Genomic DNA, 23,802 nt, shown 5'->3' on the forward strand with positions numbered 1-23,802 from the left:
CGTGTCCGTACGCGAACTGGTCGTCCTCGGCACCGCCAGCCAGGTGCCCACCCGGCACCGCAACCACAACGGCTACCTGCTGCGCTGGGACGGCGAGGGCCTCCTCTTCGACCCGGGCGAGGGCACCCAGCGCCAGATGCTGCGCGCCGGGGTCGCCGCGCACGACATCCACCGGATCTGCGTCACCCACTTCCACGGCGACCACTCCCTCGGCCTCGCGGGCGTCGTCCAGCGCATCAACCTGGACCAGGTGCCGCATCCGGTCATCGCCCACTACCCGCGCTCCGGGCAGCGGTTCTTCGAGCGGCTGCGCTACTCCACCGCCTACCGCGAGACCGTCGGCATCACCGAGGAGCCGGTCGACGCGGACGGGCCGCTCGCCACCGCCGCCTCCTACCGGCTGGAGGCCGCGAGGCTCTCGCATCCGGTGGAGTCCTACGGCTACCGCGTCGTCGAGCCCGACGGCCGCCGCATGCTGCCCGAGCGGCTCGCCGCGCACGGCATCGGCGGACCCGACGTCGGCCGGATCCAGCGGGAGGGGGCGCTCGGCGGGGTCTCGCTCGACGACGTCAGCGAGGTCCGCCGCGGACAGCGGTTCGCGTTCGTCATGGACACCCGGCTGTGCGAGGGCGTGCACGCGCTCGCCGAGGGCGCCGACCTGCTCGTCATCGAGTCGACCTTCCTCGACGAGGACGAGCGGCTCGCCGTGGACCACGGTCATCTGACCGCCGGTCAGGCCGCCCGGGCCGCCCGCGACGCCGGGGTGCGGCATCTGGTCCTCACCCACTTCAGCCAGCGCTACTCCGAGCCGGAGGAATTCGAGCGGCAGGCGCGGGCCGCCGGGTTCGACGGCGAGCTGACCGTCGCCCACGACCTTCTGCGGATCCCGGTTCCGAAACGGCGGTGAAGCGGCCGTACCATGCTTTGATGCCCCTCCCCAAAGCCGAACTGCACCTGCACATCGAAGGAACCCTGGAGCCGGAGCTGGCCTTCGAGCTGGCCGCCCGCAACGGGGTCGCGCTGCCCTACGCCGACACCGACGAGCTCCGCGAGGCGTATCGGTTCGAGGACCTGCAGTCCTTCCTGAACCTGTACTACGAGCTCATGACGGTCCTGCGCACCGAGCGGGACTTCGAGGACCTCGCCGAGGCGTATCTCGCCCGCGCGGCCGCTCAGGGCGTGCGGCACGCGGAGATCTTCTTCGACCCGCAGGCCCACCTCGCCCGCGGGGTGGACATGGGCACGGTGGTGGAGGGACTGTGGCGGGCGCTGGGCCGCAGCGAGGCCGCCCACGGGATCTCGACCCGGCTGATCCTGTGCTTCCTGCGCGACGAGTCCGCCGAGTCGGCCCTGGCGACGCTGGACGCGGCGAAGCCCCACCTCGACCGGATCACCGGCGTCGGTCTGGACTCGGCCGAGGTCGGGCACCCGCCGGTGAAGTTCCGCGAGGTCTACGAGGCCGCCGCCGCGCTCGGGCTGCGGCGGGTCGCGCACGCCGGCGAGGAGGGCCCGCCGGAGTACATCACGCAGGCCCTCGACGTCCTCGGCGTCGAGCGCGTCGACCACGGGCTGCGCTGCATGGAGGACCCGGCTCTGGTGGAGCGGCTGGTGCGGGAGCGGATCCCGCTGACGCTGTGCCCGCTGTCCAACGTGCGGCTGCGGACCGTCGACGTGCTGGCGGAGCATCCGCTGCCGGCCATGCTGGACGCCGGGCTGCTGTGCACGGTCAACTCCGACGACCCCGCCTACTTCGGCGGTTACGCCGGCGACAACTTCGACGCCGTGCGCACCGCCCTGGGCCTGGACGAGGAGCGGCTGCGCGAGCTGGCCCGCAACTCCTTCCTCGCCTCGTTCCTGGAGGACGACGAGGAGCGGCGGGCGCGCTACCTGGCCGAGGTGGACGCCTACGTCTTCTGACCCGGCGTTCTCCGTCCGGCTCCGGCGTTCTCCTCGCTCCCGCCGGCTCGGCCGTTCTCCGTGCGCCGGCCCTGGTCGGCCGCGGTGTTCTCCGTGCGTCAACGCCAGTCGGCGGCGCCCGCTGAGCCCGGCGCGCTCGCCTCGATCTTCGCCCTGATCTCCCGCATCACCGTCACGATCCGCTCCTCGTGCTCAGGCGTCAGCCGGCCCACCGGCACCGAGCAGCTGATCGCGTCCTGGGCGGGAGCGTCGTAGCGCAGGGCGAAACCGAAGCCGACGATGCCGAGGACGCCCTCCTCGCGGTCCACGGCGTGACCGCGCGCCCGTATCTGCGCGAGGTCCGCCAGCAGCGCCCGCCTGTCGGTGTGCGAGTGGGGGGTCAGCGCCTCGTAGGGCCCCTCGGGCAGCTCCTCGTCCGGCCGCTGGGCCAGCAGGGCCTTGCCCAGCGCGCCGACGTGCGCGGGGAGCCGCCTGCCGACCCGGCTGATCGTGCGCAGGTATTCGTGCGACTCGCGCGTCGCCAGATACGCGACCCCCCGGCCGTCCAGCCGCCCCAGATGGATCGTCTCGCCCAGCGTCTCGGACGCCTCGTCGAGGAAGGGGCGCACCAGCCGCACCCGCGGGTCGGAGTCGAGGTAGCTCGTGCCCGTCAGCAGAGCGTGGATGCCGATGCCGTAGAGGGACCCGGTGACGTCGGTGCGCACCCAGCCGCGGCTGATCAGGGTCTGCAGCAGCGCGTACATCGAGCTGCGCGGCACCCCGAGCTCGTCCGCGAGCTCCTGCAGCCGCGCGGGCCGGTTGCCGCGCGCCGCGAGCAGTTCCAGCAGCTCGACCGTCCGCGCCGCGGACTTCACCTCCCGGACGCCCCCTGTCTCCGACATGAGCCGATCGTAAGCGCGGGTCCCGCTCCATTGACGCATGGCGTTCGTGTATCTAACCTCCATCTGCATACATGGATTGCGTCTACATAGGGAGATGGCAGGGAGATGGCGAGGGTGAGCCACAACCAGGACACGGTCCGACGCCTGCGGGACGGCATGGCGCAGGGAGTGCTGTCGTTCCCGCTCACGAGCTTCCACGACGACGGCTCCCTCGACCCCGACGGCTTCCGCGCGCACGTCGCCGGCCGGCTCGCCGCCGCCCCCGGCGCCCTCTTCCCGGCCTGCGGCACCGGCGAGTTCTTCTCCCTCGACGAGGAGGAGTACGGGCAGGTGGTGACGATCGCCGTCGAGGAGGCGGCCGGCCGGGTGCCCGTCGTCGCCGGCGTCGGCTACGGCTGGGCCCAGGCCGTTCGCTTCGCGCGCATCGCCGAGGAGGCCGGCGCCGACGCCCTCCTCGTCCTCCCGCACTACCTCGTCGCCGCCCCGCAGGACGGCCTCGTCGCCCAGCTGGAGCAGATCGCCGCCCGCACCCCGCTGCCCCTCATCGCCTACCAGCGCGGCCAGGTCGCGTTCACCGTCGCCTCCCTGAGACGCATCGCCGCCCTGCCGACCGTCGTCGGCCTCAAGGACGGCCACAGCGACCTCGACCGCCTCCAGCGGCTCACCCTCGCCGCCCCCGAGGGCTTCCTCTTCTTCAACGGCGCGGCCACCGCCGAGATCCAGGCCCGCGCCTACGCCGCCGTCGGCGTCCCCGCGTACTCCTCCGCCGTCCACGCCTTCGCCCCGGAGATCGCGAACGCCTTCTTCGCCGCCGCGCGCGACGGGGACGACAAGGCGGCGGACCGGCTGCTGCGCGACTTCTACGTCCCGCTCGTCGAACTGCGCGACCGGGTGCCCGGATACGCCGTGTCGCTGGTGAAGGCCGCGGCCCGGCTGCGCGGCCTGCGCGTCGGCCCGGTCCGCGCCCCGCTCACCGACCCCTCGCCCGCCGACCTCGCCGAGCTCCTGACCCTCCTGACCGCCGGCCTGGACCTCGTAGGAGCCGCCCTGTGAACCTCACGATCGCCGACGTCCGCCTCACCCCGATCCTGGTCGCCGACCCGCCCCTGCTCAACACCCAGGGCGTGCACCAGCCGTACACCCCCCGGCTGATCGTCGAGGTCGTCACCGCCGACGGGACCACCGGCATCGGCGAGACGTACGGCGACACCAAGTACCTGGAACTGGCCCGTCCTTACGCCGCGAAAATGATCGGCCGTCAGATCTCCGACCTGAACGGCCTGTTCACGCTCGCCGACGAGGTCGACGTCGACGGCTCCCGGGTCTTCGGGCAGGTGGACGTCGGCGGGCTGCGCGGCGTACAGACCGCCGACAAGCTGCGCCTGTCCGTGGTGTCCGCCTTCGAGGTCGCCTGCCTCGACGCTCTCGGCAAGGCGCTCGGCCTGCCCGTGCACGCCCTGCTCGGCGGCAAGGTGCGCGACGCCGTCGAGTACAGCGCCTACCTCTTCTACAAGTGGGCCGGCCACCCCGACGGGGTGCCCGCGGAGAAGGGCGACTGGGGCGCCGCCGTCGACCCGGCCGGAGTCGTCGAACAGGCCCGCCGCTTCACCGAGCGCTACGGATTCACCTCCTTCAAGCTCAAGGGCGGCGTCTTCCCGCCCCAGGAGGAGATCGCCGCCGTCCGCGCCCTGGCCGAGGCCTTCCCCGGACACCCGCTGCGCCTCGACCCCAACGGCGCCTGGTCCGTCGAGACCTCGCTGAAGGTGGCCGAGGAGATCGGCGGGCTCCTCGAGTACCTGGAGGACCCCGCGCTCGGCACCCCGGCGATGGCCGAGGTCGCCGCGCGGACCGACGTCCCGCTCGCCACCAACATGTGCGTGACGACGTTCGCCGAGATCAAGGAGGCCTTCACCCGCGACGCCGTCCAGGTCGTCCTCTCCGACCACCACTACTGGGGCGGGCTGCGCAACACCCAGCAACTCGCCGCGCTCTGCCGGACGTTCGGCGTGGGCGTCTCCATGCACTCCAACACGCACCTGGGCATCTCGCTGGCCGCCATGACCCAGGTGGCGTCCACCGTCCCGAACCTCCACCACGCCTGCGACTCCCACTACCCCTGGCAGTCGGAGGACGTCCTCACCGAACGGCTGACCTTCCACGACGGCAAGGTCGCGGTCTCCGACGCGCCCGGCCTCGGCGTCGAACTCGACCCCGGCCGCCTCGCGTTCCTCCACCGGCGCTGGCTCGACGACGACGGCGCCCTGCGCGACCGCGACGACGCGGCGGCGATGCGCGTGGCCGACCCTGCCTGGCAGACGCCCGCCGTGCCCCGCTGGTGACCGCGGTCCCCGCGCGGTAGGCGGGAGGCGCAGTGGGGCCGGCGACGGCGGGGCGCGGGGCGCCGGGCGGTCCCGCGCCCCGCCTCAGGAGCGGGCCGAGACCGTTCCGTACCGGCGGGTAGGCCCTGCCGCCCCGGGCCTGACGACCCCCGGAGCGTCCGCCCCGTGGTGCACACTGGCCAGATCGGCACCACGTCAGGGAGCGCACCGTGACCGCGTCCAACGCGTCCACCGGAGAGGGACGCCACCGCCACACCGGCCCGAACGGCCACACCGGCCGTACCGGGCAGGACCGCCACACCGGCCAGAACGGCCACCCGGGTCCCGGGCGGCGGGCCGCCCGGGTCGACCCGCTGGGGGAGCGCCGCGCCGCCGGCGACCCGCCGTGGGACGTCTACCTCACCGGGACGGTCTTCCTCGACATCATCTTCACCGGGCTCGACTCCGCCCCGGTGCGCGGGACCGAGTCCTGGGCACGCGGCATGGGATCGAGCCCCGGCGGCGTCGCCAACATGGCCACCGCGCTCGCCCGTCTCGGCCTGCGCACCTCCCTCGCGGCGGCCTTCGGCGACGACCACTACGGCGAGTACTGCTGGGACGCACTCGAACAGGGCGAGGGCATCGACCTGACCCCCTCCCGCTCGGTCCCCGGCTGGCACTCCCCGGTCACCGTCTCCATGGCCTACGAGGGCGAACGCACCATGGTCTCGCACGGACACGAGCCGCCGCCCGAGGAGCCGGCGCCCGAATGCCCGCCGCACGCCCGTGCCGCCGTCGCCTCCCTCACCCCCGGCATCCGCGCCCCCTGGATCGAGCAGGCCGCCCGCCGCGGCACCCGCGTATTCGCCGACGTCGGATGGGACGACACCGGCGCCTGGGACCTGGCCGGCCTCGCCGACCTGGAGCACTGCGAGGCCTTCCTGCCCAACGCTCAGGAGGCCATGCGCTACACCCGTGCCGACTGCCCCCGTGCCGCCGCGCACGCCCTCACCGAACACGTTCCGCTCGCGGTCGTCACCCTCGGCGCGGAGGGCGCGTACGCGGTGGACCGTGCCACGGGCGAGAGCGCCGAGGTCCCCGCCATCGCCGTCGAGGCCCTCGACCCCACCGGCGCCGGCGACGTCTTCGTGGCCGGCTTCGTCACCGGCACCCTGGCGGGGTGGCCGCTGGCCGACCGGCTGGCCTTCGCAGGTCTCACGGCGGCCCTCTCGGTGCAGGAGTTCGGCGGCTCGCTCTCCGCCCCCGGCTGGTCCGAGATCGCGGCCTGGTGGCGCAGGGTCCAGTCGGTCGAGGGCCAGGACCCCGAGGCGCTGCAGCGGTACGCGTTCCTGGACGGTCTGCTCCCGGCACTGCTCCCTGCGGCGGAGGAGGCCGCCCCGTGGCCGCTGCGCAGGGCGGTGCCGACGATCGGTTTCGGCCGTTCGGCATAGTCACCGGCACATGACAAAACCCCTGGGGCGTTGTCAGCCCCCTGGCGTACCCTTGAATCGCCAGGCCGCCCTTGTGGCAGGCGAGACGTATCCGGGAGGACGTAGAGGCCTTCGGGCCGGCCTATGACTCAGACACCGACAGCTCACACGCCCGCGCAGGGCAAGGCGAGAGCACAGTTCACCGTTCCCGCCCAGCACCCCATGGTGACCGTGCTGGGATCCGGAGACTCCCTCCTGCGCGTGATCGAGACGGCTTTCCCGGCGGCCGACATCCACGTCCGGGGCAACGAGATCAGCGCGGTCGGCGACGCACGGGAAGTCGCCCTTGTCCAGCGCCTGTTCGACGAGATGATGCTGGTGCTCCGCACCGGGCAGCCGATGACGGAGGACGCAGTGGAACGCTCGATCGCCATGCTGCGGGCGAGTGAGAACGGGACGAGTGAAGGCCAGGAGACCCCGGCCGAGGTTCTGACGCAGAACATCCTGTCCTCACGCGGCCGCACCATCAGACCCAAGACCCTCAACCAGAAGCGGTACGTCGACGCGATCGACAAGCACACGATCGTCTTCGGCATCGGCCCCGCGGGCACCGGCAAGACCTACCTGGCCATGGCCAAGGCGGTGCAGGCGCTGCAGTCCAAGCAGGTCAACCGCATCATCCTGACCCGCCCCGCGGTCGAGGCCGGCGAACGCCTCGGCTTCCTCCCCGGCACCCTCTACGAGAAGATCGACCCATACCTCCGCCCGCTCTACGACGCCCTGCACGACATGCTCGACCCCGACTCGATCCCGAAGCTGATGGCCGCGGGCACGATCGAGGTCGCCCCGCTGGCGTACATGAGGGGTCGCACGCTCAACGACGCCTTCATCATCCTGGACGAGGCGCAGAACACCTCGCCCGAGCAGATGAAGATGTTCCTGACCCGGCTCGGGTTCGACTCGAAGATCGTGATCACCGGTGACGTGACGCAGGTCGACCTGCCGAACGGCACCAAGTCCGGCCTTCGGCAGGTCCAGGAGATCCTCGAGGGCGTCGACGACGTGCACTTCTCCCGCCTGTCGTCCCAGGACGTCGTCCGGCACAAGCTCGTCGGCCGTATCGTCGACGCGTACGAGAAGTACGACAGCCACAACGGTACGGAGAACGGCACCCACCAGGGCGGCCGTAACAAGCGGAAGTAGACGAGCAGCGCCATGTCGATCGACGTCAACAACGAGTCCGGAACCGAGGTCGACGAGCAGGCGGTCCTCGACATCGCCCGCTACGCGCTCGCGCGGATGCGCATCCACCCGCTCTCCGAGCTCTCGGTGATCGTCGTGGACGCCGACGCCATGGAGCAGCTGCACATCCAGTGGATGGACCTGCCGGGGCCGACGGACGTCATGTCCTTCCCGATGGACGAGCTGCGTCCGCCGTCGAAGGACGACGACGAGCCCCCGCAGGGCCTCCTCGGCGACATCGTGCTGTGTCCCGAGGTCGCCGAGCGGCAGGGCAAGGAAGCGCCCACGGAGCACTCCATGGACGAGGAGCTGCAGCTGCTCACGGTCCATGGAGTGCTGCACCTGCTGGGCTACGACCACGAGGAACCCGACGAGAAGGCCGAGATGTTCGGCCTCCAGGCGGCCATCGTGGACGGCTGGCGGGCCGAGAAGGGCCTGACCGGGCCGTCGCCGGCGCCCACCGTCTCATGAGCCCCACCCTCATCGCCGGCGCTGTCGCGCTGGTCGTCGTCGCGTGGCTCGCCGCCTGCGCGGAGGCGGGTCTCGCGCGCGTCTCCAGCTTCCGCGCCGAGGAGGCCGTGCGGTCCGGCCGGCGCGGCAGCGCCAAGCTCGCGCAGATCGCCGCCGACCCCACCCGCTATCTCAACGTGGCCCTGCTGGTCAGGGTGGCGTGCGAGATGGCGGCCGCCGCGCTGGTCACCTACGAGTGCCTGCAGGAGATCGACGGCACGGCTCCGGCGCTGTTCGCCGCGATCGGCGTGATGGTGCTGGTGTCCTACGTGGCCGTCGGCGTCTCCCCGCGCACCATCGGCCGTCAGCACCCGCTGAACACGGCGACGGCGGCCGCGTACGTGCTGCTGCCGCTGGCCAGGATCATGGGCCCGATCCCGTCGTTGCTGATCCTCATCGGCAACGCGCTCACGCCCGGCAAGGGTTTCCGCCGGGGCCCGTTCGCCTCCGAGGCCGAGCTGCGGGCGCTGGTCGACCTCGCCGAGAAGGAATCGCTGATCGAGGACGAGGAGCGCCGCATGGTGCACTCGGTCTTCGAGCTCGGCGACACCCTGGTGCGGGAGGTCATGGTGCCGCGGACCGATCTCGTCGTCATCGAGCGCTACAAGACCATCCGTCAGGCCCTCACCCTTGCGCTGCGCTCCGGGTTCTCCCGGATACCCGTCACCGGGGAGAGCGAGGACGACATCGTCGGCATCGTGTATCTGAAGGACCTGGTCCGCAAGACGCACATCAGCCGGGACGCCGAGGGCGAGCTGGTGTCGACGGCGATGCGGCCGGCCGCCTTCGTCCCCGACACCAAGAACGCGGGCGACCTGCTGCGCGAGATGCAGCAGGACCGCAACCACGTCGCCGTCGTCATCGACGAGTACGGCGGCACGGCGGGCATCGTGACCATCGAGGACATCCTCGAGGAGATCGTCGGCGAGATCACCGACGAGTACGACCGCGAGCTCCCGCCGGTGGAGGAGCTCGGCGACGACCGTCATCGGGTCACCGCCCGTCTCGACATCACCGACCTGGGCGAGCTGTACGGCCTGGAGGAGTACGACGACGAGGACGTGGAGACGGTCGGCGGCCTGCTGGCGAAGGCCCTCGGCCGGGTGCCCATCGCCGGCGCCTCCTCCGAGGTCGAGCTGCCCGACGGGCGCAAGCTGCGGCTGACGGCGGAGGCCGCGGCCGGCCGCCGGAACAAAATCGTGACGGTGCTGGTGGAGCCGGTGGAGCCCGCCGTGCCGTCGGCGGAGGGCGAGGCCGGGTGACTCCCGAGGAGCTGCGCACCCTGTGTCTGTCCTTCGAGGCGGCGCAGGAGGACTTCCCGTTCCGGCCGGAGATCTCGGTCTTCAAGGTGCTGGGGAAGATGTTCGCGCTGAGCTGGACGGCCGACCGGCCGCTGAAGGTCAACCTCAAGTGCGACCCCGAGGACGCGGTGCGGCTGCGCGGTGAGCATCCGGGCCTGATCGCGCCCGGGTACCACATGAACAAACGGCACTGGAACACGGTGACGGTCGACGGCGAGCTCCCCGCCGCCCTGGTCCGGGAGCTCGTCGAGGACTCGTACGACCTGGTGGTGGCCGGTCTGCCGCGTGCCGAACGGCTGCGCCTCGACCGTTCCTGAGGCCGCTTCGGCGTTCCCGGGGCCGTTCCGCGGCCGCGCGGTCCCGGTTCGGGACCCGGCCTCGTCGGGGGCCGCCGCAACCGGCACGCCGGTTCTTCGTATGCTCGGGGCATGACCGACAGCACCGCGCTCGACCCCGAGGACCGCAAGATCGTCACGCTGGCCCGTTCCGCGCGGGCCCGCAACGGTGTGCCCGAGGGGGCCGCCGTCCGCGACGACACCGGACGCACGTATGTCGCGGGGACGGTGGATCTGCCGTCGCTGCGGCTGAGCGCGCTGCGGACGGCGGTGGCGATGGCCGTGGCGTCCGGCGCGCGGTCGCTGGAGGCGGCGGCGGTGGTGACCTCGTCGGAGGAGGCCGCCGAGGACGATCTCGCCGCCGTACGGGATCTCGGCGGGCCGGGGACGCCGGTGCTGCTGGCTTCGCCGGACGGAACGGTTCGGCTCACCGTCTCCGCCGGCTGAGGCCCCGGGTTCCCCGGGCCTCCGGTTTCCCAGGGTCTCCGGTTTCCCAGGGCTTCCCCGGTCCTCACCCGTCCCCCTCGGGCCTCCGGTTCCCCAGGGTCTCCGGCTTCCCAGGGCTTCCCCGGTCCTCACCCGTCCCCCTCGGGCCTCCGGTTCCCCAGGGCTTCCCCGGTCCTCACCCGTCCCCTCGGGTATCGGTGTCCGGGTCACCGGGTGCAACTCGGCCGGAATTCGGTCTTGCCGTGCTCCGTCCCTCCCGGGTCAATGAGACCGTAAGTTCCGACGGACCGTCAGATTCACCCCCACCGGCACCGGTGTCCGCACCCACCGTCCCGTTTTTCGGCCGTCCGTCTCCCCACATCCGGGAAGGAGCCGGAAACCCCATGAGAGGCAAGCGAATCGGATCAGGTGCGGCAATGCTGGCCGGGACCCTCGCGGTCACCGGACTGGCGTTCGCGCCCTCTGCCGCCGCCGTCAGCCCGACGACGGCCACGTTCACCGCGAGCTGCGGTCTCTTCGGCGGCGGGGCGGCCACCCTCACGGCCACCCAGAGCGGCAGCTCCGCCACCCTCACCCTCACGTCCAGCGCGATCACCGCGCCGATCCCGATCAGCGCCAACAGCATCAACTCCACGCTCACGATGGCGAACTCGACCGGAGCCGCGAGGGTCTTCTCCGGCGCGGTGAACCCCGCCATGGCGACCGGCGCGCCGATCACGGTCGGACCGCTCAACGGGACCGTGACCTCCGGAGACAGCCTCGACATCAACGGCGGCTCGCTGAAGATGGTCATCTTCGGGATCACCGTCACCTGCAAGGCGACCGGCCCGCAGACGCCGGGACCGTTCGTCTACGACTGATAGCGGTCGGAAACTGTACGTGCGGGCCGTCAGTTCTCCTGCTGCAGCAGGAAGCTGACGGTCCATCAGTTCGTTGGCGCGTTTCCATTGACTTCTCGCGCGATCCGCATCTCAATGCCCCCTGTCGGCGCAGAAGAGCCGCTGCGCCCGCACCCTGGAGGAGGGGGCACCAATGGGTTCGACACCCCGCAGTTCCCGAAGACGGCACTGGGCGTCACTGCTCGGGGCCACCGCGCTCGCGGTCACCGCGGGCGGGGCGCTGGCGTGTCCGGCCGGCGCCGCGACCGACGTCAGCTTCCCGACGCACTGTGTTCCGCCGCCCATCGCCGGCATCCCGCCGATCGACGGCACCACCACCGCGAGGCTCGCGGTCAACGACACCACGCCCGAGGTCGGCGACACCGTCACCGTGACGTACACGGTGGTCTCGCCCGCCGCGAGCAACCCCACCGACCTGGCCCTGCCGGCCGACATCATGACGCCGACGGGCAAGGTCACCCTCGGCGGCGCGCAGACCGGCAGCGTCACCGTGACGGGCCCGAAGAAGAACGACCCGGTGCCCGGCAAGGGCGTCTTCCCGTCGTTCTCCATGACCGGCACGTTCACCGTCACCAGCCCCGGCGCGATCACCCTCTCGCCCGGCGACTACAACATCCACACCAGCTACATCCTCGAGCTGGACACCCCCTGCACAGTGACCAACCCGCCCGCCCCGGTGTCGGAGACGGTCACCGCGGCGGACAACCCGCCGGCCAACACCCGTGCCATCCAGCTGGGTTCGGCCTCCGGCAGCCCGGGGGCGAGCGTCGCGGTCACCGGTAGCGGCTTCACGCCGGGCGCGTCGGTCACCCTGGCCGGCCGGTCCGGATCCGCCCAGACGGCGGACACCGCGACCGTGACCGCGAACGGGCAGGGGAACATCTCCGGCTCGCTCGTCGTCAGCGACCTCACCACGAACGGCGTGGTGGCGTACGAGGGGAGCGCCTGGAGCGCCGACCTCGGCGCCGGACCGGTCGCGTACGTCGTCATCGACGACCAGCCGGTGCCGGACGGCAGCCAGAAGGTGACCACCACGGTCCGCGCGGGCACGCTGTCGATGTCCCAGGCCGGGGACGCCGTCCAGCTGTCCGGGGTCGAGTTCGGCCAGGGCGGCGCCTCGACCGGCGACCTGCAGACGGTCACCGTCAAGGACTTCCGCGGCGGACCCGCCGGCTGGTCCCTGACCGGCAAGGTCACCGACTTCAGCGGCTCCGGAGCCAAGATCGACGCCGGCAAGCTGAGCTGGACGCCCGCGTGCAGCACCAAGGCGGGCAGCCCGAGCACCTGTCAGGCCGGTTCGGCGGGCACGGTCGGCGCCTCGGGGGCGACCCTGGCGTCCACGCCCGACGGTACGGCCACCGGCGGCGAGTTCACCGCCAACGCCCGACTGTCCCTCGACGTACCGTCGTTCACGCCTCCGGGCACCTACGCCGGCGTCCTGACCCTCACGCTCAGCTGATCTCACGCACCATGTCCACCGGTGGCCGGGCGCCCGCCCCACAGGTCCGCACCCGCCCGTCCACCCAGCCGTCGCAGCCCGTTCGTGGGGGGTCCGCACCCATGCGCAAGCCGTACGTCCTCCTCCTGCCGTTCCTGCTGGGCCTGCTGTTCGCCGCGCCCGCGCCCGCACGGGCCGCCGACAACGGCAGCTGGTCCGTGTACCCCGTCTCCTCGGCCGTCGCCGCGCGGCCCTATTTCTACGTCTCCGCGGATCCGGGCCAGACGATCGAGGACAAGGTCGTCGTCGCCAACAAGACCGACGCGCCGCTCACCTTCCGGCTGTACGCGGCCGATGCGTACAACACCGCACGCGACGGCGGGTTCGCCGTCAGGTCGCTGGGGGAGCGGATGCGGGGCGTGGGCGCGTGGGCCGAGCTGCCGCGTGACCGGATCACCGTGCCCGGCCGCAGGACCGTCACCGTGCCGTTCACCGTCCGGGTGCCCGAGGGCGCCGAGCCGGGCGACCATCCGGGGGCCATCGTCGCCCTCGACGAACGCGTCGAGCGGGGCGACGGCTCGGTCGCGCTCGGCGTGCAGCGGGCGGTCGCCGCCCGCGTCTACCTCCAGGTCGGCGGACCCACCCTGCCCGCGCTCGCCGTCGAGGACGTCCGTGTCAGCCACCGCCAGCCGCTGGTCCCGGGCTTCGGCGACAGCACCGCGACGATCTCCTACACCCTGCACAACACCGGCAACGTCACCCTCGAACCGAAGGTGCGGCTGGTCGCGCGGGGCCTGTTCGGCCGCACCCTCCTGGACCGCCGCCTGACGAAGGTCCCCTCCCAGCTCCTCCCCGGCCAGCGGGTCCGCCTCACCGAACGCTGGACCGGCGCCCCCCACCTCGACCGGACGGACGTCAAGCTGACGGCGACCGCCGACCACACCAGCGAGTCGGCCACGGCATCGTTCGTGGCGGTGCCGTGGCTGGTGACGGCTTTGCTGACGGCGGGGATCGCGGCAGGCACATGGCTGGTGATCAGGCGCCGGCGCAAGCACCCCGAAAGGGCGCGGGGCACGGGCGACAGGCGGCTCCGCCGCCGGGCGCGGCCGGCCACGGCGGACCCGCAGACGAAAATCGGCCAACCCGCCGGAGGCTAGAGCGCGTCCGGACCGCGCTCGCCCGTACGCACCCGTACGACGGTCTCGACCGGCAGCGCCCACACCTTGCCGTCGCCGATCTTGCCGGTGTGCGCGGCGCGCACGATCGCGTCGATGACGGCCTCGGACTCCGCGTCCTCGACGACGACCTCGATGCGGACCTTGGGCACCAGGTCGACCTGGTACTCGGCGCCCCGGTACACCTCGGTGTGGCCGCGCTGCCGGCCGTAGCCGCTGGCCTCGGTCACGGTCAGACCGTGCACGCCGAGCTCCTGCAGGGCCGTCTTGACCTCGTCGAGGCGGTAGGGCTTGACGATCGCGGTGATGAGCTTCATGCCTGTGGCTTGACCTTCTGGGCGGAGGGGACGGAGTGCGCGGAGACCGGGGCGCCGTGCCCCAGGACGCCGTGATCGTATGCCGTCTCGGCGTGCACCGTAAGGTCCAGGCCGGTGTGCTCGTGGTCCTCGTCGGCGCGCAGGCCGATCATGCGGTCGAGCAGCTTGCCGATGCCGTAGGTCACGGTGAAGGCGTAGGCGGCGACCGCGATCACCGCGACCAGCTGCCTGCCGAGCTGCCCGAACCCACCGCCGTACAGCAGGCCCTCGGGGCCGCCGGTCATGGTGTCCACGGCGAAGACGCCGATCAGGAGCGTGCCGATGACGCCGCCGACCAGGTGGACGCCGACCACGTCGAGGGAGTCGTCGTAGTCGAGCCGGAACTTCCAGCTCACGGCGTAGGAGCAGACGACGCCCGCGGCGAGGCCCACGACCAGGGCGCCGAGCAGGGAGACCGAGCCGCAGGACGGCGTGATCGCCACCAGACCCGCGACCGCGCCGGAGGCCGCGCCCAGCGTCGTCGGGTGGCCGTCGCGCTGCTGCTCGACGAAGAGCCAGCCCAGCAGGCCCGTGCAGCCGGCCGCCAGCGTGTTGAGGAAGGCCGCCGCCGCCAGCCCGTTCGCGCCCAGCGCGGAACCGGCGTTGAACCCGAACCAGCCGAACCACAGCAGGCCCGCGCCCAGCATCACCATGGGCAGGTTGTGCGGACGCATCGCGTCTTTCTTGAAGCCCAGCCGCGGGCCCAGGACCAGGCACAACGCCAGACCGGAGGCCCCGGACGTGATCTCGACGGGCAGGCCGCCCGCGAAGTCCAGCGCGCCGAGCCGGTCGAGGATCCAGCCGCCCGGGCCCCAGACCCAGTGCGCGACGGGAACGTATACGAGCAGCGTCCAGACCGGCACGAAGACCAGCCAGGCCGCGAACTTCGCCCGGTCCGCGATCGCGCCGCTGATCAGCGCGGCGGTGATGATCGCGAAGGTGAGCTGGAAGGTGGCGAACAGCAGGGTCGGGACCGTGCCCTGGACGCTGTCCGGGCCGAGGCCGGCCATCCCGGCGTGCTCGAGGCCGCCGATGAGGCCGTCGCCGGCGTCCTTCCCGAAGGCGAGGGAGTAGCCGGCCGCCAGCCACACCACCGTGACCAGAGCGATCGACACGAAGCTCATCATGAGCATGTTGAGGACGCTCTTCGTGCGGACCATGCCGCCGTAGAAGAGGGCCAGTCCCGGGGTCATCAGCAGGACGAGGGCGGTGGCGGCGAGCAACCAGGCGGTGTCGCCGGTGTTCGCGTGGGCGGCGGCCAGAGTCACGATGTCTCCAACGATGCGGGGGCTCGTCAGAGGGTCACCGCCCTGCGTTTCCTCCAGCGCACATGCGTGTTTCCGCAACGTTTCGTTGCGTGGAGGTTTCCGGGAGCTCACTGTGCGGCGCCCGACCGCTCGTGTGTACGGCGGTGCTTTGCGGATCAGGGAGAATGGGGGCCATGAGCGTTCGCAACCAGTCATCCGAGCAGCCGGCCGAGTCCGTACACCGTGCCGGCTTCGCCTGCTTCGTGGGCCGCCCCAACGCCGGCAAGTCCACCCTCACGAACGCTCTGGTCGGGAAGAAGGTGGCGATCACCTCGAACCGTCCGCAGACCACGCGGCACACGGTGCGGGGCATCGTGCACCGCCCCGAGGCCCAGCTGATCCTGGTGGACACGCCGGGGCTGCACAAGCCGCGCACCCTGCTCGGCGAGCGGCTCAACGACGTCGTGCGCGCCACCTGGGCCGAGGTCGACGTCATCGGCTTCTGCCTGCCGGCCAACGAGAAGCTCGGCCCCGGCGACCGGTTCATCGCCAAGGAGCTGGCCGGGATCAAGCGGACGCCGAAGGTCGCGGTCGTCACCAAGACCGACCTGGTGGACTCCAAGGCCCTCGCCGAACAGCTCATCGCGATCGACCAGCTCGGCAAGGAGCTGGGGTTCGAGTGGGCCGAGATCGTGCCGGTCTCGGCCGTGGGCGACCAGCAGGTCGGGCTGCTGGCCGATCTGCTCGCGCCGATGCTCCCCGAGAGCCCGCCGCTCTACCCCGAGGGCGACCTGACCGACGAGCCCGAGCAGGTGATGGTCGCCGAGCTGATCCGCGAGGCGGCGCTGGAGGGCGTCCGCGACGAGCTGCCGCACTCCATCGCGGTCGTCGTCGAGGAGATGCTCCCACGCGCGGACCGCCCCGCCGAGAAGCCGCTGCTCGACGTCCACGCCAACATCTACATCGAGCGCCCGAGCCAGAAGGGCATCATCATCGGCCCCAAGGGCAAGCGCCTGAAGGACGTCGGCATCAAGTCCCGCAAGCAGATCGAGGCGCTGCTGGGCACGCCGGTCTTCCTGGACCTCCATGTGAAGGTGGCCAAGGACTGGCAGCGCGACCCCAAGCAGCTGCGCAAACTGGGCTTCTGAGGGCGCGAGCGGGCGGCGCGGCAGTCGTCGTCACGCTGGTGGCGACGGCCGCGCCGCCGGCGTGACGGGCTCGTCGGCCGGCGCCTCAGTCCACCCCTCTGATCCGCCTCACCAGCACCGCTCCCGCGAGGCAGATCACGGCGGACACCAGGTACAGCGCCCGGTAGCCGCCCAGGTACGTCACGATCGGGGCGGCGAGGGCGGGCGCGGCGACCTGGGGCAGGGCGTTGGCCACGTTGATGACGCCCAGGTCCTTGCCCCGGTCCCCGGCCTTCGGCAGCACGTCCGTCATCAGCGCGAAGTCCACCGAGGTGAACACGCCGAAGCCGACGCCGAGCACCGCCGCCGCCACGATCGCCCCCGGCCAGGTCTGCCAGGCGGCCAGCATCGCCGTCGCCACCGCCATCAGCACGCCGGACCAGATCACGAACGGCTTGCGCCGGCAGAGCCGGTCCGACCAGACGCCGCCGACGACGACCGTGGCGAGCAGCGTCAGCCCGTTCACCGCCGTCAGGATCAGCACGCCCCCTTCGGGGTCGGCGTGGTGCAGGCGGTCGCGCAGGTAGTACAGGAGGTAGAGCAGCACCAGCGCGTTGCTCAGGTTCATCAGGAAGCGGGTCAGCCACGCCCACCCCAGGTCGGGGTACCGGCGCGGGCTCAGCCAGAACCCGGCCGCGAAGCCCCGCCAGGACCAGGCCGGCCGGTCCTCCTCCGCCAGCCTCAGGTCCTCGTACCGCAGCACGTACGGGAGCACGCCCAGCGCCGTGAACACCGCGCACGCCACATAGCCCGCCCCGACGCCCCCGGCGGCCGTCGCGAGCCCCGTGCCGCCGACCACGCCGATGATCTGCGCGACCCCCAGCCAGCCGCCGACCGAGCCCCGCTGGAGCCGGGGGACGCGGTCAGGGACGGCCGCCGTCACCGCCGCGAAGGCCGCGTTCAGCGTCAGCTGCACCAGGCACCAGCCCAGCGCCATCGTCCAGACCCCGCGCGCCCCCGCGAGCAGCAGCAGCGACAGGGCGCCTCCCGCCGTCCCGGCGACGATCCACGGGGTGCGGCGGCCCCGGCGGGACGTCGTGCGGTCCGACAGCGCGCCGAAGAGCGGGTTCGCCGCCAGCGAGACGACCGCGCCGACGCCCGTCACCCAGGCCAGCACCGCCTCCTTCGACATGCCGGAGCCGGGCGCGAAGTCCTCGGCCTGGGAGGCCAACAGGATCTGCAGGGGGCCGTACCAGCCCACCCAGATCGCCCCGTTGGCGAGGGACAGGGCCGACGTCCAGCCGCGGCCCACCCGTTCGACGGGCTCGGCCAGCGCTGCCGCCGGGACCCTGTCCGCCGTCGTCATCCCTGCGCCTTGAGGACGTTGCGCAGCCAGGCGTAGGACGCCTTCGGGGTGCGGACCTGCGTCGCGAAGTCGACGTGGACGAGGCCGAAGCGCTGTGCGTAGCCCTCCGCCCACTCGAAGTTGTCCAGCAGCGACCAGACGAAGTAGCCGCGCACGTCGACGCCGGCCTCCAGGGCCCGGTGCAGGGCGCGGAGGTGACCGTCCAGGTAGGCGATCCGGGCCTGGTCGTCGAGGCCCTCGTAGGAGCAGCCGTTCTCGGTGATGACGACCGGCGGGAGGCGGTCGCCGTAGCGGTCCTTGAAGGTCGTCAGGAGCTCGGTCAGACCCTCGGGGACGACCGGCCAGCCGAAGTCGGTCACCGGGACGCCCTCGATCTGCTGCACGGAGAAGGGGAGTTCGGCCGGCATGGTGATCCCGCCGAACTCGATCTCGGTGCCCTGCGGGGCGCCGACCCGGGTCGGGGCGTAGTAGTTGACGCCGTACCAGTCGAGGGGCTCGCCGATGATCTTCAGGTCGGCCGCGACGTCGCCCGGCATCAGGTCGCCGAGGCCCTCCGGGTACGTGCCGAGCAGCAGCGGCTCGGCGAACAGGCGGTTGAGCAGGAGGTCGTAGAACGCCGCCGCCTCCAGGTCGGCGGGCTCCTGCGAGGCCGGCCAGGTCGGGCCGTGCGAGTTGGCGATGCCGATGTCCGCGGCGCCGGCCGCGCGCAGCGCCTGCACGGCGAGACCGTGGCCGAGGAGCTGGTGGTGGGCGACCGGCAGCGCGTCGAAGAGGAGCTGCTTGCCGGGGGCGTGGGTGCCGAGAGCGTGGCCCAGCAGGGTGTGCTCGGCGGGCTCGTTGAGGGTGATCCACTTCGTGACGCGGTCCCCGAGCCGGTCCACCACCACGGACGCGTGCTCCGCGAACCGGGACGCCGTGTCCCGTTCCAGCCAGTCCAGGTCCGCCGGCAGGTCCCAGTGGAAGAGGGTGGGCACCGGGCGCACGCCCGCCGCCAGCAGTTCGTCCACGAGCCGGTCGTAGAAGTCGAGGCCGCCGGGGGCGTTGACCCGCGGCCAGGACACGGAGAAGCGGTAGGCGTTGACGCCGAGCCCCGCGAGGAGGGCCACGTCCTCGCCGTGGCGGCGGACGTGGTCGCACGCCGTCGCCGCCGTGGAGCCGTCCTTCACCCGTCCCGGCTCGGCCGTGAAGACGTCCCAGACGGACGGTTCGCGCTGGTCCACCGCACCTTCGATCTGGTGTGCGGACGTGGAGACGCCCCACAGGAAGTCGGCCGGGAATCGGGGGATCGGATGCGCCGCCTCGCGCGGATCGTTCGCCATGGTCGGGATCATGCTTACCGATGGGTAAGGAAGTCAACGCCCTTACGGGAACTGCCGATCAGGCGCCTTCCTTCAGCACTCTCGTGATCAGCTCGCGCTGCTGCGACGTCAGTCGCGGGTCGGCCGCGTGGACGGTCCGCCCGTCCACCGTGATCTCGTAACGGAAGCCGTCCGGCACGCCCTGCGGGGGCGTGCCCCGGCCGGCGGCGACCGCCTGCTCGGCCAGGGCGTGCCACTCGCCGGCGTCGGGCCGCCCCGAGGTGTCCACCTCGGCCTGCCGCTCGATGCCCGCGAACCCGCCCGTGCGCCTCACCTGAATACGCATGGGTCCCTGTGTAGTACGGATCTACAGGATCCGCACCCCCACCTGCTCCCACGCCTTCTCCACGGCCTGGAACTCGTCGCCCCCGTCGCCGAACCGCTCGCGCGCCGCCTGCACCGTCAGTGCGGCGAAGTCGGTGAAGGGGGCCTTCTCCGCGAGCTCGCCGCCGGTCAGCACGTCGTACCAGATCTGACCCGCCTTCTCCCAGGCGTATCCGCCGAGAGCGGCGGCGGCCAGGTAGAACGCGTGGTTGGGGATGCCCGAGTTGATGTGCACGCCGCCGTTGTCGCGGCTGGTGCGGACGTACTCGTCCATGGTCGCGGGCTGCGGGTCCTTGCCGAGGACGTCGTCGTCGTACGCGGTCCCCGGGGCCTTCATCGAGCGCAGGGCGGAGCCGGTGACGTCCGGGGCGAGCAGGCCCGCGCCGATCAGCCAGTCGGCCTCGGCGGCGGTCTGGCCGAGCGAGTACTGCTTGATGAGCGAGCCGAACACGTCGGACATCGACTCGTTGAGCGCGCCCGGCTGGCCGTAGTAGGTCAGGTTCGCCGTGTACTGCGTGACGCCGTGGGTGAGCTCGTGCCCGATGACGTCGATGGAGTTGGTGAAGTCGAGGAAGATCTCGCCGTCGCCGTCGCCGAACACCATCTGCTCGCCGTTCCAGAAGGCGTTGTTGTAGCCCTCGTCGTAGTGGACGCTGGCGTCCAGCGGCAGGCCGTCGCCGTCGATGGAGTGGCGCTGGTAGGCCTTCAGATAGAGGTCGAAGGTGGCGCCGAGACCGGAGTAGGCGCGGTTGACGGTCGCGTCCCGGCCCGGGTCCTGGCCCTCGGAGCGGACCTTGTCGCCGGGCAGGTCGGTGCCGTGCCCGCAGTCGTAGATCGTGCGCAGCGGCTGGTCGGAGGGGGCCTTCACGGCCGGGGCGGCGGCCAGGCGGAACTCGGTGGTCATCTGGCGCAGGACGCGCAGCTCGTTGTCGCGCAGGAGGGTGCGCCGGGCGGGACCGGAGAGTGCGGGGTCGTCGTTGCGCGCCAGCCGATGGAGGAGGTGCGGCGGTACGACGGTGCAGAAGACGGGCTCGAAGCCCCCGTGAGTCGTCATGCCCGGCACCCTTGCACTCTGTGACCCGACTGTCACGACAGGCAACCATGATCGGTGAAAAACGGTGACAAACACGGCAGATTCACGGCTTCAAGTGGTATGGCGCACGTTTCGTCCCTTTTCCCTTCAGTTGCTCCCGGTGGTCCCGCATACTGATACGGACCACCGCGACAGATGCGGCTCGGCTAGGCTGCGGAGCACTATGCGTTTCGGGCTGCTTCTCCTTAGCTGCCGCGGCGAGGGCCTGTAGTCGAGGCCGACCCCCTCCCCGCGGAGCTTGGTGTTGCGTGTCGGCCGTCCTTCCGTCCGGACATCTCCGGTCACCCCGAGGAGCCAACGCCCCATGGCGAACCGCCAGCAGCCCAGCCAGATGCCGATCCACAAGTACGGGCAGTACGACCAGGTCGACATCCCCGACCGCACCTGGCCGAACAACCGGATCACCGCCGCCCCCCGCTGGCTCTCCACCGACCTGCGCGACGGCAACCAGGCCCTGATCGACCCCATGTCGCCCGAGCGCAAGCGCCGGATGTTCGACCAGCTGGTCAAGATGGGCTACAAGGAGATCGAGGTCGGCTTCCCGGCCTCCGGACAGACCGACTTCGACTTCGTGCGCTCGATCATCGAGGAAGAGGGCGCGATCCCGGACGACGTCACGATCTCCGTGCTGACCCAGGCCCGTGAGGACCTGATCGAGCGGACCGTGGAGTCCCTGAAGGGCGCCCGGCGGGCGACCGTCCACCTGTACAACGCCACCGCGCCCGTCTTCCGCCGGGTCGTCTTCCGCGGTTCCAAGGACGACATCAAGCAGATCGCCGTCGACGGCACCCGCCTGGTCATGGAGTACGCGGAGAAGCTGCTGGGCCCGGAGACCGAGTTCGGCTACCAGTACAGCCCCGAGATCTTCACCGACACCGAGCTGGACTTCGCCCTGGAGGTCTGCGAGGCGGTGATGGACGTCTACCAGCCCGGTCCGGGCCGCGAGATCATCCTGAACCTGCCGGCGACCGTCGAGCGCTCCACGCCCTCCACCCACGCCGACCGCTTCGAGTGGATGAGCCGCAACCTCTCCCGCCGCGAGCACGTCGTCGTCTCCGTCCACCCGCACAACGACCGCGGCACCGCCGTCGCCGCCGCCGAGCTGGCGCTGATGGCCGGAGCCGACCGCGTCGAGGGCTGCCTGTTCGGGCAGGGCGAGCGCACCGGCAACGTCGACCTGGTCACCCTGGGCATGAACCTGTTCTCCCAGGGCGTCGACCCGCAGATCGACTTCTCCGACATCGACGAGATCCGTCGCACGTGGGAGTACTGCAACCAGATGGAGGTCCACCCGCGCCACCCGTACGTGGGCGACCTGGTCTACACGTCCTTCTCCGGCTCCCACCAGGACGCCATCAAGAAGGGCTTCGACGCCATGGAGGCCGACGCGGCCGCCAAGGGCGTCACCGTCGACGACATCGAGTGGGCCGTCCCGTACCTGCCGATCGACCCGAAGGACGTCGGCCGCTCCTACGAGGCGGTCATCCGCGTCAACTCGCAGTCCGGCAAGGGCGGTATCGCGTACGTCCTGAAGAACGACCACAAGCTGGACCTGCCCCGCCGGATGCAGATCGAGTTCTCCAAGCTCATCCAGGCCAAGACGGACGCCGAGGGCGGCGAGGTCACCGGCGGCGCCATCTGGTCCGTCTTCCAGGACGAGTACCTGCCGAACCCCGAGAACCCGTGGGGCCGCATCCAGGTCCGCACCGGCCAGTCGACCACCGACACCGACGGCGTGGACACCCTGACCGTCGAGGCCACGGTCGACGGCGAGGACACCGTCCTGACCGGTACCGGCAACGGTCCGATCTCGGCCTTCTTCGACGCCCTGCAGTCCATCGGCATCGACGTACGCCTGCTGGACTACCAGGAGCACACGATGAGCGAGGGCGCCTCCGCGCAGGCCGCCTCCTACATCGAGTGCGCGATCGGCGACAAGGTCCTGTGGGGCATCGGCATCGACGCGAACACCACGCGAGCGTCGCTGAAGGCGGTCGTCTCGGCCGTCAACCGCGCTACCCGCTGAACCGTCCCACCGGTGGTTTAGGAGCCCCGCCCGCCCTGCCCGGCGGGCGGGGCCCCGCTGTTTTCGGCCACCGGCGCGTGGAGGTCACGGAAAGGTCTCGTCCTGGGTGCTGACTACACCTCTCCCCTGTGGCTAACATCACGCAGACGCGGCGATGATGCCTGGGGGCACTTCCCGCGCCCTTTAGGCCGCGGGGGAGTTTCGGAGGTGCGACGTGCTGCCAGAACGGGGACGAGACGGCCGTGTCACCAGGGGTGCCCGCATCCTGGGCACCCGCACCGCGTGGACGCCCGTCGGCGACGGCGAGTTCTTCTGCCCGGGCTGCGGCGGAGACCGCAACTACCAGCGGCTGACCGGCCAGCGCCGCTTCACCGTGCTCGGCGTGCCCGTCCTGCCGCGCGGCGAGACCGGCCCGGTCGTCGAGTGCGCGGCCTGCCACCGGCACTTCGGCGCCGACGCCCTCGACCACCCCACCACGGTCCGCTTCTCGGCGATGCTCCGCGACGCCGTCCACACCGTCGCCCTCGCGGTGCTGTGCGCGGGCGGCGGCTGCGCCCGCACCGCCCTCGAGACGGCGGCGGGAGCGGTCCGTGCGGCCGGCTTCGCCGACTGCACGGAGGAACAGCTCGCCGCCCTCGTCGACGCGCTGGCCGCCGACACCGGCCGCAGCTACGGCGAGCCCTACGCCCCCGGGCTCGCCATAGAGCTCCACGAGGCCCTCGACCCGCTCTCCCCCCACCTCGCACCGGTCGGCCGCGAATCGATCCTGCTGCAGGGCGCCCGGATCGCCCTCGCGGACGGTCCCTACACCCCGGCCGAACGAGAGGTCCTCGCGACGGTGGGCGCGGCCCTGACGATCTGCGCGGATGACGTGACCCGCCTCCTGGCAGCGGCCCGCACACCGTCCTAGGGCCCCCGAACACTCCCCGGGGAGCAGTCCCCCCGCCCGGCCGTCCCCGGCCGCCCCGGCAGTACGCCCGAACTCGCCCTCACGCGCGACGATCCGCCTCCC

At 71.7% G+C, this 23,802-nt stretch carries 23 protein-coding genes; 16 read left to right on the forward strand and 7 right to left on the reverse strand.

The window, feature by feature from the left end; all coding sequences use genetic code 11:
• Nucleotide 1: 1 nt before the first annotated feature.
• On the forward strand, nucleotides 2–907 hold the full coding sequence (locus tag ACN6LD_RS00065) for a ribonuclease Z (RefSeq protein ID WP_319189192.1): 906 nt from the start codon (nucleotides 2–4) through the stop codon (nucleotides 905–907).
• A gap of 20 nt (nucleotides 908–927) precedes the next feature.
• On the forward strand, nucleotides 928–1,917 hold the full coding sequence (locus ACN6LD_RS00070) for an adenosine deaminase (protein ID WP_319189194.1): 990 nt from the start codon (nucleotides 928–930) through the stop codon (nucleotides 1,915–1,917).
• Nucleotides 1,918–2,015: 98 nt separating this feature from the next.
• On the opposite strand, the gene ACN6LD_RS00075 is transcribed toward ACN6LD_RS00070, so the two are convergent.
• On the reverse strand, nucleotides 2,016–2,798 hold the full coding sequence (locus ACN6LD_RS00075; protein WP_445042125.1) for an IclR family transcriptional regulator: 783 nt from the start codon (nucleotides 2,796–2,798) through the stop codon (nucleotides 2,016–2,018).
• Between the two features lie 156 nt (nucleotides 2,799–2,954).
• Here ACN6LD_RS00075 and ACN6LD_RS00080 point away from each other — a divergent pair, with 156 nt between their 5' ends.
• The 11 genes from ACN6LD_RS00080 to ACN6LD_RS00130 all read left to right on the forward strand — a co-directional run bounded on the left by ACN6LD_RS00080 (nucleotide 2,955) and on the right by ACN6LD_RS00130 (nucleotide 13,875).
• Entirely contained in the window at nucleotides 2,955–3,851 is an 897-nt protein-coding gene (locus ACN6LD_RS00080; RefSeq protein WP_445042300.1) for a 5-dehydro-4-deoxyglucarate dehydratase, read from the forward strand.
• On the forward strand, nucleotides 3,848–5,137 hold the full coding sequence (locus tag ACN6LD_RS00085) for a glucarate dehydratase family protein (protein WP_445042126.1): 1,290 nt from the start codon (nucleotides 3,848–3,850) through the stop codon (nucleotides 5,135–5,137). Before ACN6LD_RS00080 ends, ACN6LD_RS00085 begins: the two co-directional genes overlap by 4 nt.
• Before the next feature lie 209 nt (nucleotides 5,138–5,346).
• Nucleotides 5,347–6,567: a carbohydrate kinase family protein gene (locus ACN6LD_RS00090; RefSeq protein WP_415924853.1), complete on the forward strand. Its 1,221-nt coding sequence runs from the start codon at nucleotides 5,347–5,349 to the stop codon at nucleotides 6,565–6,567.
• 123 nt (nucleotides 6,568–6,690) lie between these two features.
• Nucleotides 6,691–7,749 (forward strand): PhoH family protein, encoded by a 1,059-nt coding sequence (locus ACN6LD_RS00095; RefSeq protein ID WP_319189201.1) that lies wholly within the window; start codon nucleotides 6,691–6,693, stop codon nucleotides 7,747–7,749.
• A gap of 12 nt (nucleotides 7,750–7,761) precedes the next feature.
• Complete coding sequence (gene ybeY / locus ACN6LD_RS00100; protein ID WP_057574725.1) at nucleotides 7,762–8,259, forward strand: rRNA maturation RNase YbeY; 498 nt, start codon at nucleotides 7,762–7,764, stop codon at nucleotides 8,257–8,259.
• Nucleotides 8,256–9,560 (forward strand): hemolysin family protein, encoded by a 1,305-nt coding sequence (locus ACN6LD_RS00105; protein ID WP_319189203.1) that lies wholly within the window; start codon nucleotides 8,256–8,258, stop codon nucleotides 9,558–9,560. Before ybeY ends, ACN6LD_RS00105 begins: the two co-directional genes overlap by 4 nt.
• Nucleotides 9,557–9,916 (forward strand): MmcQ/YjbR family DNA-binding protein, encoded by a 360-nt coding sequence (locus tag ACN6LD_RS00110; RefSeq protein ID WP_319189204.1) that lies wholly within the window; start codon nucleotides 9,557–9,559, stop codon nucleotides 9,914–9,916. Before ACN6LD_RS00105 ends, ACN6LD_RS00110 begins: the two co-directional genes overlap by 4 nt.
• Nucleotides 9,917–10,027: 111 nt before the next feature.
• Nucleotides 10,028–10,381 carry a cytidine deaminase gene (locus ACN6LD_RS00115; protein ID WP_445042127.1) on the forward strand — a complete coding sequence of 118 codons (354 nt, stop codon included), beginning with the start codon at nucleotides 10,028–10,030 and terminating at the stop codon, nucleotides 10,379–10,381.
• Nucleotides 10,382–10,764: 383 nt separating this feature from the next.
• Nucleotides 10,765–11,241: a hypothetical protein gene (locus ACN6LD_RS00120; protein ID WP_319189207.1), complete on the forward strand. Its 477-nt coding sequence runs from the start codon at nucleotides 10,765–10,767 to the stop codon at nucleotides 11,239–11,241.
• A 172-nt stretch (nucleotides 11,242–11,413) separates the two neighbouring features.
• Nucleotides 11,414–12,739 carry a beta-xylosidase gene (locus ACN6LD_RS00125; RefSeq protein WP_319189208.1) on the forward strand — a complete coding sequence of 442 codons (1,326 nt, stop codon included), beginning with the start codon at nucleotides 11,414–11,416 and terminating at the stop codon, nucleotides 12,737–12,739.
• A 101-nt stretch (nucleotides 12,740–12,840) separates the two neighbouring features.
• On the forward strand, nucleotides 12,841–13,875 hold the full coding sequence (locus tag ACN6LD_RS00130) for a WxL protein peptidoglycan domain-containing protein (RefSeq protein WP_319189210.1): 1,035 nt from the start codon (nucleotides 12,841–12,843) through the stop codon (nucleotides 13,873–13,875).
• Here ACN6LD_RS00130 and ACN6LD_RS00135 read toward each other — a convergent pair.
• Both ACN6LD_RS00135 and ACN6LD_RS00140 read right to left on the reverse strand, forming a co-directional pair.
• Nucleotides 13,872–14,210: a P-II family nitrogen regulator gene (locus ACN6LD_RS00135; RefSeq protein ID WP_057574732.1), complete on the reverse strand. Its 339-nt coding sequence runs from the start codon at nucleotides 14,208–14,210 to the stop codon at nucleotides 13,872–13,874. The two genes, ACN6LD_RS00130 and ACN6LD_RS00135, sit on opposite strands and share 4 nt — an antisense overlap.
• Nucleotides 14,207–15,517, reverse strand: a complete 1,311-nt coding sequence (locus ACN6LD_RS00140; protein WP_319189211.1) for an ammonium transporter — start codon at nucleotides 15,515–15,517, stop codon at nucleotides 14,207–14,209. The genes ACN6LD_RS00135 and ACN6LD_RS00140 overlap by 4 nt, the downstream gene beginning before the upstream one ends.
• 173 nt (nucleotides 15,518–15,690) lie before the next feature.
• On the opposite strand from ACN6LD_RS00140, the gene era reads away from it, so the two are divergent.
• Entirely contained in the window at nucleotides 15,691–16,644 is a 954-nt protein-coding gene (era, locus tag ACN6LD_RS00145) for a GTPase Era (protein ID WP_319189212.1), read from the forward strand.
• A gap of 85 nt (nucleotides 16,645–16,729) precedes the next feature.
• Here era and ACN6LD_RS00150 read toward each other — a convergent pair whose 3' ends face one another.
• The 4 genes from ACN6LD_RS00150 to ACN6LD_RS00165 are packed head-to-tail and all read right to left on the reverse strand — an operon-like array spanning nucleotide 16,730 to nucleotide 20,725.
• On the reverse strand, nucleotides 16,730–17,989 hold the full coding sequence (locus ACN6LD_RS00150; RefSeq protein ID WP_445042128.1) for an MFS transporter: 1,260 nt from the start codon (nucleotides 17,987–17,989) through the stop codon (nucleotides 16,730–16,732).
• A complete protein-coding gene (locus tag ACN6LD_RS00155) occupies nucleotides 17,986–19,308 on the reverse strand; it encodes a GH1 family beta-glucosidase (RefSeq protein ID WP_445042129.1) in 1,323 nt (440 codons plus the stop codon). Before ACN6LD_RS00155 ends, ACN6LD_RS00150 begins: the two co-directional genes overlap by 4 nt.
• A gap of 58 nt (nucleotides 19,309–19,366) precedes the next feature.
• On the reverse strand, nucleotides 19,367–19,633 hold the full coding sequence (locus ACN6LD_RS00160; protein ID WP_445042130.1) for a protealysin inhibitor emfourin: 267 nt from the start codon (nucleotides 19,631–19,633) through the stop codon (nucleotides 19,367–19,369).
• Nucleotides 19,634–19,654: 21 nt separating this feature from the next.
• Nucleotides 19,655–20,725, reverse strand: a complete 1,071-nt coding sequence (locus ACN6LD_RS00165) for a M4 family metallopeptidase (protein ID WP_319189218.1) — start codon at nucleotides 20,723–20,725, stop codon at nucleotides 19,655–19,657.
• A 343-nt stretch (nucleotides 20,726–21,068) separates the two neighbouring features.
• Between ACN6LD_RS00165 and leuA the strand changes: the two genes are divergently transcribed.
• Both leuA and ACN6LD_RS00175 read left to right on the forward strand, forming a co-directional pair.
• Entirely contained in the window at nucleotides 21,069–22,790 is a 1,722-nt protein-coding gene (gene leuA, locus ACN6LD_RS00170; RefSeq protein ID WP_319189220.1) for a 2-isopropylmalate synthase, read from the forward strand.
• Nucleotides 22,791–23,004: 214 nt separating this feature from the next.
• Nucleotides 23,005–23,700, forward strand: coding sequence for a TerB family tellurite resistance protein (locus tag ACN6LD_RS00175; protein WP_319189221.1), 696 nt, complete (start codon nucleotides 23,005–23,007; stop codon nucleotides 23,698–23,700).
• Nucleotides 23,701–23,802: the final 102 nt, after the last annotated feature.

It is taken from the genome of Streptomyces sp. SAS_272, assembly GCF_052543235.1.